10 protein-coding genes are annotated in these 14,557 nt (G+C 71.9%); 5 read left to right on the plus strand and 5 right to left on the minus strand.

From position 1 onward, the window contains the following. The first annotated feature begins 37 nt into the window (after positions 1–37). A complete protein-coding gene (locus ACFVX6_RS26800; RefSeq protein WP_389695657.1) occupies positions 38–1,219 on the plus strand; it encodes a sensor histidine kinase in 1,182 nt (393 codons plus the stop codon). A 31-nt stretch (positions 1,220–1,250) separates the two neighbouring features. Here the strand turns inward: ACFVX6_RS26800 and ACFVX6_RS26805 are convergent, their stop codons facing one another. The 5 genes from ACFVX6_RS26805 to ACFVX6_RS26825 all read right to left on the minus strand — a co-directional run bounded on the left by ACFVX6_RS26805 (position 1,251) and on the right by ACFVX6_RS26825 (position 8,067). Continuing rightward, positions 1,251–2,099, minus strand: a complete 849-nt coding sequence (locus tag ACFVX6_RS26805) for an endo alpha-1,4 polygalactosaminidase (RefSeq protein ID WP_389695587.1) — start codon at positions 2,097–2,099, stop codon at positions 1,251–1,253. Continuing rightward, complete coding sequence (locus ACFVX6_RS26810; protein WP_389695589.1) at positions 2,096–2,791, minus strand: spherulation-specific family 4 protein; 696 nt, start codon at positions 2,789–2,791, stop codon at positions 2,096–2,098. The genes ACFVX6_RS26805 and ACFVX6_RS26810 overlap by 4 nt, the downstream gene beginning before the upstream one ends. Positions 2,792–2,810: 19 nt before the next feature. Next, the gene (locus tag ACFVX6_RS26815) at positions 2,811–4,409 is read right to left on the minus strand and encodes a hypothetical protein (RefSeq protein ID WP_389695591.1); all 1,599 of its coding nucleotides are present in this window, start codon (positions 4,407–4,409) and stop codon (positions 2,811–2,813) included. Then, positions 4,406–5,920, minus strand: coding sequence for a GT4 family glycosyltransferase PelF (pelF, locus tag ACFVX6_RS26820; protein ID WP_389695593.1), 1,515 nt, complete (start codon positions 5,918–5,920; stop codon positions 4,406–4,408). Before pelF ends, ACFVX6_RS26815 begins: the two co-directional genes overlap by 4 nt. A 122-nt stretch (positions 5,921–6,042) precedes the next feature. Next, the gene (locus ACFVX6_RS26825) at positions 6,043–8,067 is read right to left on the minus strand and encodes a hypothetical protein (RefSeq protein WP_389695595.1); all 2,025 of its coding nucleotides are present in this window, start codon (positions 8,065–8,067) and stop codon (positions 6,043–6,045) included. Between the two features lie 345 nt (positions 8,068–8,412). Between ACFVX6_RS26825 and ACFVX6_RS26830 the strand changes: the two genes are divergently transcribed. The 4 genes from ACFVX6_RS26830 (at position 8,413) to ACFVX6_RS26845 (ending at position 14,334) form a co-directional block, all read left to right on the plus strand. Further along, positions 8,413–9,945, plus strand: coding sequence for a leucyl aminopeptidase (locus ACFVX6_RS26830; protein ID WP_389695597.1), 1,533 nt, complete (start codon positions 8,413–8,415; stop codon positions 9,943–9,945). Between the two features lie 296 nt (positions 9,946–10,241). After that, entirely contained in the window at positions 10,242–11,630 is a 1,389-nt protein-coding gene (gene lpdA / locus ACFVX6_RS26835; protein ID WP_250742547.1) for a dihydrolipoyl dehydrogenase, read from the plus strand. Between the two features lie 54 nt (positions 11,631–11,684). After that, positions 11,685–13,478: a 2-oxoglutarate dehydrogenase, E2 component, dihydrolipoamide succinyltransferase gene (gene sucB / locus ACFVX6_RS26840; protein WP_389695599.1), complete on the plus strand. Its 1,794-nt coding sequence runs from the start codon at positions 11,685–11,687 to the stop codon at positions 13,476–13,478. A 232-nt stretch (positions 13,479–13,710) separates the two neighbouring features. Beyond that, positions 13,711–14,334 carry a GntR family transcriptional regulator gene (locus tag ACFVX6_RS26845; RefSeq protein WP_250742568.1) on the plus strand — a complete coding sequence of 208 codons (624 nt, stop codon included), beginning with the start codon at positions 13,711–13,713 and terminating at the stop codon, positions 14,332–14,334. Positions 14,335–14,557: the final 223 nt, after the last annotated feature.

Here is a 14,557-nt window from a genome sequence, read left to right on the forward strand (position 1 = left end):
GACACACCTCGGGCCGCTCGCCCCCACGCGGCAGTGGATGCGGGACCATCCGCTGGCCACCGACGCCGCACTGGCGCTCGGGGCGCTCGTCGCCATGGTCGTCGGATCCTTCGCCGACCCGCACGGGGAGCACGGGCCGACCTTCGGGACCCGCACCCCCGAGCCGTTCTCGCTCGTCCTCATGGTGCTCGGCGCGGGCGCCCTGGTGCTGCGGCGCCGGCGGCCGCGCTCGGTGCTGGCCGTGACCATCGGGCTCTCGCTGCTGGAACTGACCACCGGGGAGCCGCGGGCGCCCGTCGCCATGTGCACGGTGATCGCCCTGTACACGGTGGCCTCCCGCACCGACCGGCCCACCACCTGGAAGCTCGGTCTGCTCACCATGGCCGGGCTGACGGGCGTGGCCATGCTGGCCGGCCCCCTGCCCTGGTACGCGCAGGAGAACCTCGGCATCTTCGCCTGGACCGGCATGGCCGCGGCCGCCGGGGACGCGGTGCGCAGCCGGCGGGCGTTCATCGACGCCATCCAGGAGCGGGCCGAGCGCGCCGAGCGGACCCGCGAGGAGGAAGCCCGGCGCCGGGTCGCCGAGGAGCGGTTGCGGATCGCCCGGGACCTCCACGACGTGGTGGCCCATCACATCGCCCTGGTCAACGTGCAGGCGGGGGTGGCCGCGCACGTCATGGACAAGCGTCCGGACCAGGCCAAGGAGGCCCTGGCCCACGTACGGGACGCCAGCCGGTCGGCCCTGAACGAGCTGCGGGCGACCGTCGGACTGCTGCGGCAGTCCGGCGACCCGGAGGCGCCGACCGAACCGGCGCCCGGCCTGGCCGTCCTCGACGACCTGGTGGACACCTTCCGGCACGCCGGGCTCCCGGTGAAGGTGATGGTCCAGCTGGGCCCGGCCGCCGCGGTCCCCCTGCCCGCCGCCGTGGACCTGGCGGCCTACCGGGTGATCCAGGAGGCGCTGACCAACGTCCGCAAGCACGCGGGTCCGGGGGCCGGTGCCGAGGTCAGCGTGGTGCGGGTGGGCGGCTCGGTGGAGGTCACCGTGCTGGACGACGGCGGCTGCGCGCCGGATCCCTCGCCGGAGCCCCGCGACCCCGGCGGCGGGCACGGCCTGCTCGGCATGCGCGAGCGAGCCGTGGCCCTGGGCGGCTCCTGCTTCGCGGGGCCCCGCTTCGGGGGCGGCTACCGGGTGCACGCGATCCTCCCGGCGGGCTGAGCGGCCCGGCCCTGCCCCCGGCGGCCGGAGCTCAGCAGGCCTTCCGCCAGGCGCCGAGGTCGTACTTCTTCTCCAGCGAGCTGAGCTTCAGCTCGCGCGAGGCCGCGCAGAACCGGCTCGCCGGGAGTTCGTACTCCACGTGGAAGACCGCCTTGCCCGCCGCGATGAACGGGGTCAGCCGTTCGCATTCGTCGTACTGGGCGCACTGCTCGTTGACCGCGAAGTCGAAGTCCCCCACCAGCTCCGGGATCTGGTCCAGGTCGTTCTTCAGACCGACCGACAGCCCCCGGTCGTGCGCGAGGCGCACGATCAGCCGGTTGTAGTTCAGCTGGTCGCCGGCGGTGAGCGGGAAGCCCGACCTGTTGCGGTAGGCGTCCATGTTGTCCGGCTCCACCGCGTCGAAGCCCTTGTCCCGGCACATGTCGAACCGCTTGGCGATCAGCGGTTCCAGTTCCGCGAGCCGCCGGATGTCGAGCCAGCGCTCGCCCTCCCAGCCGTTGCCCTCTCCGCGCATCGACGGCGGGAAGGCCCCGGCGTCCGGCCGGAAGTCCTCCCAAGCGCCGGTGGAGAGGTAGCAGATGGTCCGCCGGCCGGCCGCCTTCAGCTCGGCGACCTGCTCCTTGGTGGTGGTGAACCCGTCGATGTCGTAGACCGCCGCCTTCACCGAGGTGTCGAGCTTCCCGGTGATCTGCCACTGCCAGCTGACCCCGGGGGCCGGCTGCCAGCGCTCCCCCGGCGCCGGGGCGGGCGAGAGGTCGTCGGGCCGGGCTTCCTCGCCCTCGTCCGCGTCCGGTCCGGAAGTGCAGGCCGCGAGCAACAGCAGGGGAACGAGGACCAGCAGCAGGCGGCGGCCCGCCGGGCGGGTGGGCGGGCGTCTCATCCGGCGGCCTCCAAGGCGTACGGCAGGGTCCCCCACGGGTGCGCGCCGGTCCCCGGGACCGCGCAGTGCACCCCCGCCCCCCGCTGGGCCGCCAGTCGCTCGGCGAGTTCGGCGGCCGGGGCGCCCGGCGGGACGGCGTAGACGAGGTGGCAGAACCGGTGGGCGGGGTGGTCCGCGGTCCACGGGGGAACGGCGGCCGCGTCCCGGTAGGCGTCCCAGGGCCCCTCGAAGGTGACGAGCAGGTCGGCGAGTTCGGCGTAGCCCGGGTGCGGGTGCACTCCGTGGTTGAGGACGACGGTACGGGCCCCGGCGGCCCGCGCCGCGACGCCGAGCCGCCGGTAGTGCGGCAGGAACTCCGGGCCGGCCGCCGCCTGGTCCAGGAAGGTCCCGTCGGTGCCGTACCAGTCGCGGTGGCGCAGCAGGTCCTGGACCACGGCGGCGTGCGGGCGCCGCCCGTAGTCGGTGTCGGCGTACCCCAGGACGGGCACCCCGGCCCCGCGCAGCCTTTCCGCGACGGCGGCGAACCGTTCGTCGGGGGCTTCGCCCGGCCCGCTGGCGGGGTTGAGCACCACGGAGTGCAGCCGGCCCGCGGAGCGGATGAGCCGCTCCCAGTACTCGGGGCGGTCGGCGGGGTGCTCGTAGAGGGGCACCAGGAGCATGAGGTCCTTCTTCTCGTACGGGTTCACGTGCATCGGCGATGAGGGGCGGAAGTCAGCGGTGGGCCGTGGCGCGGCCGAGGAGCAGGCAGACCAGGGTGCCCAGGGCGAGCGCCGCGGCTCCGGCGACGGCCAGTTGTACGGCGCGCGGCTGGCCCAGCCCCAGGAGCAGGGCCAGGCTCTGCGCGACGGCGGCCGAGGCGCAGACCACCGCGGCGGGCCGGACCGCCCCGAAGGACTGCAGGAGCAGCCCGGTCCACATCACGGCGCCGAGCAGCAGCAGGGTGGCGACGCGGAGCCCGGTCAGGCCGGGCGCGCCGGGCCAGAGCAGGGTTCCGGTGAGGCCGAGGGCCAGCAGCACCGCCAGGTAGGTGGCGAGGCACCGGGCCAGGGTGGAGAGCATCCGCAGCCAGAACTGCCGGGGCGAGCGGGCCGCGCGCAGCCCGGCGAGGCTGCCGCTGCGGAACCGGTGGAGCAGCCATTCGGCGGGGCCCATGCTGAGGGTGAGCGCCACCGCCGAGGGGGCCGCGACCGCCTCGGCGGGGCCGCCGGCGAGCACCTCCCCCAGGGCGGCGTACAGCACGAGCAGGCCGGTGCCCAGGCCGAACACCCCGTACGGGACGGAGTCCCCGAGCCGGGGTCCGCGCGGCCCGTACTCCTCCTCGGCGCCGCGCAGCATCTGCCAGCGCACCGGACCCCGTTCGCCCGGCCGGCGCTCCGTCCAGCCGCGGACGCGGAGCACGAGGGCCCGTACGCCGTCGGCCAGCGGCAGTTCCCGTACGGCCAGGGCGCAGGCGGCCAGGAGGGAGGCCGTCAGCAGGAACACCCGGACCGGGACGGGCAGTTCCACGAGGAGCGTGAGCAGAGCCCCGGCGGCCATCGGTGCGAGCGCGGCCAGCAGCAGCCGCTCCCGTCCGAGGACGAGCAGCACGGTGGCGGCCCCGACGTACAGGGCCTGACCGGCGGCGAAGGCGTAGGAGAAGGGGGGCCCGCCGGGTACCGCCAGCGCGGCGGCGGTACCCAGGAGGGCCCCCGCGGGGGCTCCAGCGAGCAGGGTCCGCCCTGCGGCGGCCCGGTCGCCGAGGCCGAGCCAGGAGTACGCCCGGTGGGACAGGGTCTGGTCCCAGACCCAGCCGATGAGCGCCCCGGCGAGCAGGGTGAGCGTCCCGGCGGGCAGCCCCAGCCGGTCCTTGGGGCCGTCCAGCAGCGGCGCGCCCAGCAGGTAGGCGAGCCCGGGCAGGGCGAAGATCACCCCGCGCAGGAGGCAGGCGCTGAGGGGCACCTTCCAGGGGTCGGGGACCCGGTCGGGCTCCGGGAAGGAGCGCGGCACCCGGGCGTAGAGCTCCTCGGCGAGGCCGAAGGAGTCCTGGCGCCCGTAGGCGAGGCGGATGTGCTCGTCGGTCATGCCGTCGGATTCCAGGACGGCGGCGATCTCGTCGGGGTGGACGGCGGCGGCGATGAACACGTCGAGGCGCTCGGCGAGTTCGTCCATCGGGTCGGCGGCCGGTCCTTCGCGGCGCGGCCGGGGGATGCCGGGCAGGGCGTCGGCCGCGTCGGCGGCGGGCGCCGTACCGCGCCCGGCGGCCGCGGCGTGGCCGACGGGCACCCAGGTCCCGTCGGGGCCGGGCGGCTTGAGCCAGAGGGATCCGCTCACCACAGGCTCCCGTCGGCGGCGAGTTCCTTGTACCAGGGGTCGGCGAGGCGCTGGGTCCATTCGTCGCCCACGTGGACGGGCAGGACGGGCTGGCCGGCGAGCTCGCGGTAGATGTGGCGGAAGCCGTCCACGGACTGGTGGAGCGTGAACTTCTCCACCACGCGCTTGCGGGACATCCGGCCCAGTTCCGCGCGGCGTTCGTCGTCGCGGAGCAGGGCGAGGGTGGCGCGGGCCATGGTCTCGGGCTCGCGCGGCGGGACGACGAGCCCGGTGTCGCCGACGGCTTCGCGGACCCCGCCCACGTCGGTGGAGACGGTGGTGCGGCCGCAGGACATGGCCTCGATGATGGAGAAGGGGAAGCCCTCGCTGATGGAGGAGAGCATCACGATGGATCCGGCTCCGTAGGCCCGGGCCACGTCGTCGATGCGGCCCTCGTACGTGATCCCGTCGCTCACGCCCAGTTCGGCGGCGAGCTTCTCCAGCTTGAGCTTGTAGTCCTCGCAGCCCGCCGGGACCGGGCCGAAGAGGCGCAGCCGCAGGGCGGGGAGCTCCTCGCGCATGAACGCGTAGGCGCGGACCAGGGTTTCGAGGTCCTTGATGGGGTCGATGCGGCCGCACCAACTGAGGGTGGGGACCTCGGGTTCGGGACCGGCCTCGGGGAAGGCGTGCGGGTCGACGCCGTTGTAGACGGTGCGGATCCGCTCGGAGTCGGCGCCCCCGCGCTCCTCCCAGCGGCGGTTGTACTGGTTGCACGGGGTGATCAGGTCGGCCTGCCGGTAGCCCTCGGTGTTGAGCTCGCGGTAGAAGCCGAGCATGAGCGCCTTGACGGGCCAGCGCTGTTCGGCGCTGCGGTAGCCGAGGTAGCGCTCGCGGAGGTAGATGCCGTGCTCGGTGAGGAGGAAGGGCACCTGGTCGAGGTACTTGGCGGCGAGCGCGGGGAGGGTGGCCAGTCCGCTGCTGACGGCGTGCGCGACGCTGTCGGGCGGGATCCGCACGGACAGCGGGCGCAGCGCGTGTTCCAGCAGGTCGGTGGCGGTGAGCGCGTCGTGGATGGTGGGCTCGGCGGCGGCGGTGACCAGGCCGGGGCGGGTCCAGACGGTCATCAGCAGGCGCAGGACCGATTCGGAGCGCAGGGCCGCGGCGAGCCGCCCGGAGCGGGCCAGCAGGGCCAGCTCGCGCAGCGATTCGGAGAATCCGCCGCGAGCGGGGTCGAGCAGGGAGAGGAGGAAGGTCTCGTAGGTTTCGGCGAAACCGCGTTTGGTCTTGCCCCGCAGGCCGGAGCGCAGTCTGCGGGCCGGCGGGGCGCCCCAGAGGGGGACGCTGGTGTGGCGGTAGACGTTGCGCGGCAGCTCCCAGGTGACCGGCTCACGTCCGGAGCCGGTCAGGGCTATGACGTTGAAGTCGACCTCCGGCATGCCGCGGACCAGTTGGTCGCACCATGTGCTGACGCCCCCGTGGACGTGCGGGTAGGTGCCTTCGGTGAGCATGGTGACATGGCGCCCATGGCTCATGCGGTGTGTCCCCCCAGGACGGAAAAGGGGCCGGCGCCCGTGGTTCGCGGAGCGCCGGCGCTAGGTGGTACGCGTGGCTGTCTTGTTACGTGCGTGCCCGGACGGTCAGGGCAGGTGGAGCGTCAGGGCGTGTTCAGCGTGACGGCGCTCTGGAGCAGCTCGGGAGCCGTCCAAGTGGAGCGGGAGCCGGCGTAGGCGGTGCCGAAGTCCGCGGTGCCCAGCAGGAGCTGCTTCTTGGTGCCGGTGGGCGCCGTGACCGGGGCCACGACTCCGGAGGGCGCCTTGACGGTGACGACCTTGCCGATGCGGTAGGCGGTGACCTGGTTGGCGGCGACCGCCGCGTTCCAGGCCGCGCGGCGCTGGAGCTCGACGCCGGTGTCCTTCATGCTCTGGTTCACGATCGGCGCGGAGGGCGCGTAGAGGGTGCGGTAGGTGTCGAGGACCTGGTTGAGCACCGGGTAGAGGGTGCGGTCCTCGGCGAGGTTGGACTGGTGCACGTAGTGCGGGCGCGGGTCGTTGTTCAGGACGTGCCGCATGGCGGTCCTGGCCTCGGCCGGGACGATGTAGTCCAGGTAGCCGGTGTTCGCGTCCAGCGGGGCCGGCAGGCAGGTGGAGGTGCCGGGGTTGTCCTCGCAGATGCCGCTGCCGCCGTGGGCCCGGCTGGTGTAGATCCAGTTGTACTCGTCGGCCATCTCGGAGTTGGTGCCCGTGTTGTAGTACACGTTCATCGGGTACCGGGGGACGGTCAGCGCGGCGCCCACGGGGCGCTGCACGGACTCGCGGGAGTTGTCGCTGCCCGCCCACTTCACGCCGTTGTCGGCGAGCGCGCCGGCCAGGTTGGGGTTGTCCTGGGGCTGCTGCGGGAGGGTCTTGAGGCCGGAGTGCTCACCGGTGACCAGTTCGGTGCGGTCGGTGGTGATGCCCTTGGCGGCGGCCCAGTTGTTGTTGTCCCGGATCTGGGCCGAGATCTCGGCGCGGCTCATGTAGTTGATCGCGCCGGCGCTGTTCTTCGTACAGGTCCACGGGATGGTGGTGGTGTCCTGGACGCAGCCGAGGAACGGGTGGGTGTAGGTGTGGTTCATCCACCGGTACTTCGCCCGGTCGGCGACGAGCTGGGCGGTCAGGGCGTCGACGCCGCCGCTCGAAGCCTTCCACTCCTCACCGGCGCCGCCGTTGAAGAGCATGTCGAGCTTGAAGTTCTTGGACGTCTGCCACTGCGCCGCGTACACGGCGTCGGCGGCCGTCATCCGGATCGTGGACTCCTGGCCCTCGCCGCCGGCGCAGGCGTAGTCGCCGGGGGTGCAGTTCAGGTCTTTGTTCCAGCGGGCGTCGGGGGCGAAGACGTCGTCCACGTGGACCGCGAAGTAGTTGCGCTCCTGGCCGAGGTGGACGCCCTGGGTCATCCACTCGACGATGCCCCGGGCCAGCAGCCGGAATTGCTGCTGGTACTGGTTGTAGCCGAAGGTGACGACCAGTTCGCTGCGGCCGTCGTGGGCGTACTCGCCGACGAGCGAGGCCCGGCCGGAGCCGACCGGGGCGTCGAGGTAGCTGGTGTAGCCCGTCCGCGGCTTGGCCATGAACCCGTAGCTCTCGGGGATCAGCGGCGAGTTGTCCTCGAAGTCCACCTGCCCCCCGAGGTAGGCGAAGGGGCCCGCCTTGCCGGCGGGGGTGACGGCGGCCCGGGTGCCGTCGAGGGTCCCGCTGTAGCCGCCGTTGTCGGTGTACTCCAGGCCGACGCCCGGGTGCGCCCAGGTGTACGCGTCGACCTGGCGGATCCCGTACGTCGTCTCGTACGCGGCGAGTGCGGCCATCTCGGCCGAACCCGCACCGAACGGATCCTCGTTCGGCAGCACCACGCTCTGGAACTTGGCGCGCGGCCGGCCGTCGACCGTGTCGGCGAGGAACGCCGCGTTGACGACCGGACGGCTCCCGCTGCCCAGGTCGATGCGGGTGTACGGAACCCCCGTGTCGCGGAGCTCCGCCGTGATCGCCTCGACCGAGCTCCCGCCGTCGTCGACGACGAGCACCCGCAGGTCGATCCTCGGAGTCACCGCGGCCTGCGCGGCTGCTCCGGGTACTGCGACGGATGCTATGGCGGCCGCGAGGCAGACGGCGGCGAGCCTGTTCATCCGGTTCTTGTGGACCATTTCGGCCTTTCCCCCCGCAGATCCTCGACTTCGGCCTGTGGCATGGGGCCAGACCGGGGAGGCTTCTGTGGAAATGATGCAAAGGAACCCCGCGTCCCCTTGCGAGAGTGGTCCGAGTGTTTCGGACCTCGTCAGGTCTAAGAGGCAAACGTGGAACAGAGTCCACAGATGGGTGAACCTGGCGACCTCTAGATCGAACAACTTGCCAAACCTTCGAGTGGCGTGCGGACGAGTACGTGCGCGTAGGCTCGTTTCCGGCGGCCATCGGGCCCGAATACGATCGCTACGGACGGCCGTCCACCCACTCGGCCCACACCACCAAAACGGAAGCGAGAATTCACCACCGTGACTGCTCTGACTCTCAGCACTGCCGGACCGGCGACGCTGCGCGCCGACGCCCTCGTCGTCGGCGTGGCGAAGGGCCCCAAGGGCCCCGTCGTCGCCGCGGGCGCCGAGGCCGTGGACAAGGCGTACGACGGCAAGCTCGCCGCCGTGCTCGACGCGCTCGGTGCCTCGGGCGCCGAAGGCGAGACCACCAAGCTGCCGGCACCGGACGGCCTCAAGGTCCCGGTCGTGCTGGCGGTCGGGCTGGGCGCCCTTCCCGACACGGACGAGTCCTACGACGAGGAGGCGCTGCGCCGCGCCGCCGGCGCCGCCGCCCGTGCCCTGCACGGCACCAAGAAGGCCGCCTTCGCACTCCCCCTGGACGACGCCTCCGCCGTGACGGCCGTGGCCGAGGGCGCGCTGCTGGGCGCGTACGCCTTCACCGCATACCAGGGCGGCGAGAAGAAGGCCGGCGCCAAGAACGGCGGCCCGAAGCAGCCGCTCGCCGAGATCGCCCTGCTCGGCGCCAAGCCGCGCGACAAGGAGCACAAGGCCGCGGCCGAGCGCGCCACGATCGTCGCGACCGAGATCAACATCGCCCGTGACCTGGTCAACACCCCGCCGAACGACCTCACCCCCGAGGCCTTCGCAGCAGTCGCCGGTGCGACCGCGAAGGAGAACGGCATCAAGGTCCAGGTCCTGGACGAGAAGGCCCTGATCAAGGGTGGCTACGGCGGCATCATGGGCGTCGGCAAGGGCTCCGAGAACCCGCCGCGCCTGGTGAAGCTCTCCTACACCCACGCCAAGGCGGAGAAGACCCTCGCCTTCGTCGGCAAGGGCATCACCTACGACTCCGGCGGCATCTCCCTGAAGCCGGCCGGCCACAACGAGACGATGAAGTGCGACATGGCCGGCGCCGCCGCCGTCTTCGCCTCCGTCGTCGCGGCCGCCAAGCTCGGCCTCCAGGTCAACGTCACCGGCTGGCTCGCGCTCGCCGAGAACATGCCCTCGGGCTCGGCCACCAAGCCCGGCGACGTGCTGCGCATGTACAGCGGCAAGACGGTCGAGGTGCTCAACACGGACGCCGAGGGCCGTCTGGTCCTGGGCGACGCGCTGACCAAGGCCTCCGAGGAGAACCCGGACGCGATCGTCGACGTGGCGACCCTGACCGGCGCCATGGTGATGGCCCTGGGTGACCGCACCTTCGGCATCATGGCCAACGACGACGCCTTCCGCACCTCCATCCACGAGATCGCCGAAGAGGTCGGCGAGGCCTCCTGGCCGATGCCGCTCCCCGAGGACCTGCGCAAGTCCATGGACTCCCCCACCGCCGACATCGCCAACATGGGTGTCCGGATGGGCGGCGGCCTGGTGGCCGGCCTCTTCCTCCAGGAGTTCGTCGGCGAGGGCATCACCTGGGCCCACCTCGACATCGCGGGCCCCGCCTTCCACGAGGGCGCCCCGTACGGCTACACCCCCAAGGGCGGCACCGGCTCCGCCGTCCGGACCCTGGTCCGACTGGCCGAGCGCACGGCCACGGGCGACCTGGGCTGACGCCTGGCAGCCGAGCTCCACACGGACCCCGGCCGTGATCAGATTTTCTGATCACGGCCGGGGTCCGTTCGCTGCCAACGAAATCCGTAGGTTTCTACGCTGCGGTAACCCCCGGTTCGGGCAGAACGACCTGCCCCAGGGCAGGCCCGGCGTCCCGCGTTCCGCCGACAAATGCGAAGATGGGTTCTCGGCAGGACAGGGCCCCCACCACAGGGCCGAAGAAAAAGCGGCCGTATACCAGCCGCCGCCCGGTCACAGAGGACCGGTGCTCGGCGCACATGCATGGAGGACGTGACGTGGCGAACGACGCCAGCACCGTTTTCGACCTAGTGATCCTCGGTGGCGGCAGTGGCGGTTACGCCGCGGCACTGCGCGCATCCCAGCTGGGTCTGGACGTTGCCCTGATCGAGAAGAACAAGCTCGGCGGCACCTGCCTGCACAACGGCTGCATCCCCACGAAGGCTCTGCTGCACGCGGGCGAGATCGCGGACCAGGCTCGCGAGGCCGCCCAGTTCGGTGTCAAGGCCACCTTCGAGGGCATCGACATCGCGGGTGTGCACAAGTACAAGGACGACATCATCGCGGGCCTGTACAAGGGTCTGCAGGGTCTGGTCGCCTCCCGCAAGCTGACCTACATCGAGGGTGAGGGCCGCCTCTCCTCGCCGACGTCCGTCGACGTGAACGGCCAGCGCATCCAGGGCCGCCACGTGCTCCTGGCGACCGGCTCCGTGCCGCGCTCGCTGCCGGGCCTGAACATCGACGGCAACCGCATCATCTCCTCGGACCACGCGCTGGTCCTGGACCGCGTGCCCGAGTCCGCCATCGTCCTGGGCGGCGGCGTCATCGGCGTCGAGTTCGCCTCGGCGTGGAAGTCCTTCGGCACCGACGTCACGATCGTCGAGGGCCTCAAGCACCTCGTGCCGGTCGAGGACGAGAACAGCTCCAAGCTGCTGGAGCGCGCGTTCCGCAAGCGGGGCATCAAGTTCAACCTCGGCACCTTCTTCGACAAGGCCGAGTACACCGAGAACGGCGTGCGGGTCACCCTGGCCGACGGCAAGACCTTCGAGGCGGAGGTGCTGCTGGTCGCGATCGGCCGCGGCCCCGTCTCCCAGGGCCTCGGCTACGAGGAGCAGGGCGTCGCGATGGACCGCGGCTACGTCGTGGTCGACGAGTACATGCAGACCAACGTGCCGACCATCTCGGCCGTCGGCGACCTCGCCCCGACCCTCCAGCTCGCGCACGTCGGCTTCGCCGAGGGCATCCTGGTCGCGGAGCGTCTGGCCGGCCTCAAGGCCGTCCCGATCGACTACGACGGCGTCCCGCGCGTCACGTACTGCCACCCCGAGGTCGCCTCCGTCGGCATCACCGAGGCCAAGGCCAAGGAGATCTACGGCGCGGACAAGGTCGTGGCCCTCAAGTACAACCTGGCGGGCAACGGCAAGAGCAAGATCCTTAAGACCGCGGGCGAGATCAAGCTCGTCCAGGTCAAGGACGGTGCCGTGGTCGGCGTCCACATGGTCGGTGACCGGATGGGCGAGCAGGTCGGCGAGGCCCAGCTGATCTACAACTGGGAAGCCCTGCCGGCCGAGGTCGCGCAGCTCATCCACGCGCACCCGACGCAGAACGAGGCGATGGGCGAGGCCCACCTGGCACTCGCCGGCAAGCCGCTGCACGCACACGACTAATCGTCACTGGGCGCGACGACCACTTCCGCACATTCGTTAGGAGCAACTGAAACCATGTCGGTTTCCGTAACCCTTCCGGCGCTCGGTGAGAGCGTCACTGAGGGCACTGTCACCCGTTGGCTGAAGGCCGAGGGCGAGCGCGTCGAGGCCGACGAGCCGCTGCTCGAGGTCTCGACCGACAAGGTCGACACCGAGATCCCCTCCCCCGTGTCGGGCATCCTGGCCTCCATCAAGGTCGCCGAGGACGAGACCGTCGAGGTCGGCGCCGAGCTGGCCGTCATCGACGACGGCTCGGGCGCGTCGGCTCCGGCCGCCGAAGCCCCTGCCGCCGAGGCCCCCGCGGCCCCGGCCGCCGAGGCTCCGCAGGCTCCGGCCGCCGAGGCTCCGGCCGCTCCGGCACCCGTCGCCGAGGCCCCGGCGGCTCCGGCCGCCGCCGCTCCGGCTGCCGCCGGTACCGATGTCGTGCTCCCCGCCCTGGGCGAGTCCGTCACCGAGGGCACCGTCACCCGCTGGCTGAAGCAGGTCGGCGAGTCGGTCGAGGCCGACGAGCCGCTGCTCGAGGTCTCGACCGACAAGGTCGACACCGAGATCCCCGCCCCGGTCGCCGGCGTCCTGCTGGAGATCCTGGTCGCCGAGGACGAGAACGCCGAGGTCGGCGCGCGTCTGGCCGTCATCGGCGCGGCGGGCGCGGCTCCCGCGGCCGCTCCGGCCGCCGCCGCTCCGGCTCCGGCTGCCGCTCCGGCTCCGGTTGCCGCCCCGGTCGCCGCTCCGGCTCCCGTGGCCGCCCCGGCTCCGGTCGCTGCCGCCCCGGCTCCCGTCGCCGCCCCGGTGGCCGCTCCGGCTCCCGTGGCCGCTCCGGCTCCGGTCGCCGCCCCGGCTCCGGTCGCTCCGGCCGCCGCCGCCCCGGTTTCCGCCGGTGACGAGGGTGCCTACGTGACCCCGCTGGTGCGCAAGCTCGCCACGGAGTCCGGCGTCGACCTGTCCGCGGTCTCGGGCACCGGTGTCGGTGGCCGCATCCGCAAGCAGGACGTCCTGGCCGCCGCCGAGGCCGCCAAGGCGGCGGCTGCCGCCCCGGCGCCGGCTGCTGCCGCTCCGGCCGCGAAGGCTCCGGCCGCCGCGGTGTCCGAGCTGCGCGGTCAGACCGTCAAGATGACCCGCATGCGCAAGGTCATCGGCGACAACATGATGAAGGCCCTGCACTCGCAGGCGCAGCTCAGCTCCGTGGTCGAGGTGGACATCACCAAGATCATGAAGCTGCGCGAGAAGGCCAAGGCCGGCTTCCTCGCCCGCGAGGGCGTCAAGCTGTCCCCGATGCCGTTCTTCGTCAAGGCCGCGGCCCAGGCGCTGAAGGCCCACGCGGTCGTCAACGCCCGGATCAACGAGGACGAGAGCACCATCACCTACTTCGACTCGGAGAACATCGGCATCGCCGTGGACTCCGAGAAGGGCCTGATGACCCCGGTCATCAAGGGTGCCGGTGACCTCAACCTGGCGGGCATCTCCAAGGCGACCGCCGACCTGGCCTCCAAGGTCCGCGGCAACAAGATCACGCCGGACGAGCTGTCGGGTGCGACCTTCACCATCAGCAACACCGGCTCGCGCGGCGCGCTGTTCGACACGGTCATCGTGCCCCCGAACCAGGTCGCCATCCTGGGCATCGGCGCGACGGTCAAGCGCCCGGTGGTCATCGAGACCGCCGAGGGCACGAACATCGGCATCCGCGACATGACGTACCTGACCCTGTCCTACGACCACCGCCTGGTGGACGGCGCGGACGCGGCCCGGTACCTCTCGGCCGTCAAGGCGATCCTCGAGGCCGGCGAGTTCGAGGTCGAGCTCGGCCTGTAAGGCTCTCTGCGGCAGCGGTTCACGACTGTCGCGCACGGCGCCCCCGCCCGGGATGCAGGTCCCGGGCGGGGGCGCCGTCGTCGTACCCTGGCCCCCTCCGGTCGACGGCTGTAACCAGCCTCACGCTGCGCCCCTGACCAGGAACGCATCGCGACGAGCGGCTCCGCCGTATTGTCTACGCATCAAGGCCCCGCATGCCCCTGCACACCCCTCAGGAGATGAAGCCCCGATGATCACCCCACCCGTCGTGCACTCGCTGCGCGAGCAGATCCGCGAGCACATCGTGGAGGGGATCGTCAGCGGGCGCTGGAAGCCCGGTGAGCGGATCGTGGAGCGCCGGATCGCGGTGGAGCTGGAGGTCAGCCAGACGCCCGTGCGCGAGGCCCTGCGCGAGCTGGAGACGCTGCGGCTGATCGAGTCCGCGCCGAACAAGGGCGTGCGCGTACGGAACCTGTCGGCGGCGGACCTGGAGGAGATCTATCCGGTCCGGGCGGGCCTGGAGCAGATCGCGGCCGAGCTGGCCGCGCCCCGGCTGGCGGCCGACTGCTCGGCCCTGGAACCGCACGTGGCGGCCCTGTGGGAGGCCGACCGCAGCGCGGACGGCACGGCCCAGGTGCGGCACACCGTGGGCTTCCACCGGGAGATGGTGCGGGCCGCCGGGAACAGCGTGCTGCTGCACACCTGGGAGTCCCTGGGCATCGAGGTGTTCACGGCCCTGTCCATCCGGTGGCTGGGAACCGTCCAGAAGTCCTACGCCGAAGAGCACGAAGCCCTTGTGGACGCCTTCCGCAATCAGGATCCGGAGATCGGGCTGCTCGTGAAGCGGCACGTTCTGGGGTGCGCGCCGCGGGCTTGATCTCGCCCTTCGAGACTCGCTCGGCCGCCCGTCTCGTCCCGATTTACCCGGCACTGGGTGCCCATTTTCATGGCACCCGGTGCCGACTTTTGTCAGATTGACGTTTCTTCGTCACTTTCATTTGATCGATCATCGATCAGCGCCTTACAGTCATCCGCGGACCCCACCCGGGTCCAACGACCCTGTCCTGCCCGTCAGGGATTTCTTCACCACCTCTCCTTTG

The organism is Streptomyces sp. NPDC058289 (assembly GCF_042880975.1).
Lineage (GTDB): Bacteria > Actinomycetota > Actinomycetes > Streptomycetales > Streptomycetaceae > Streptomyces > Streptomyces stoeckheimensis.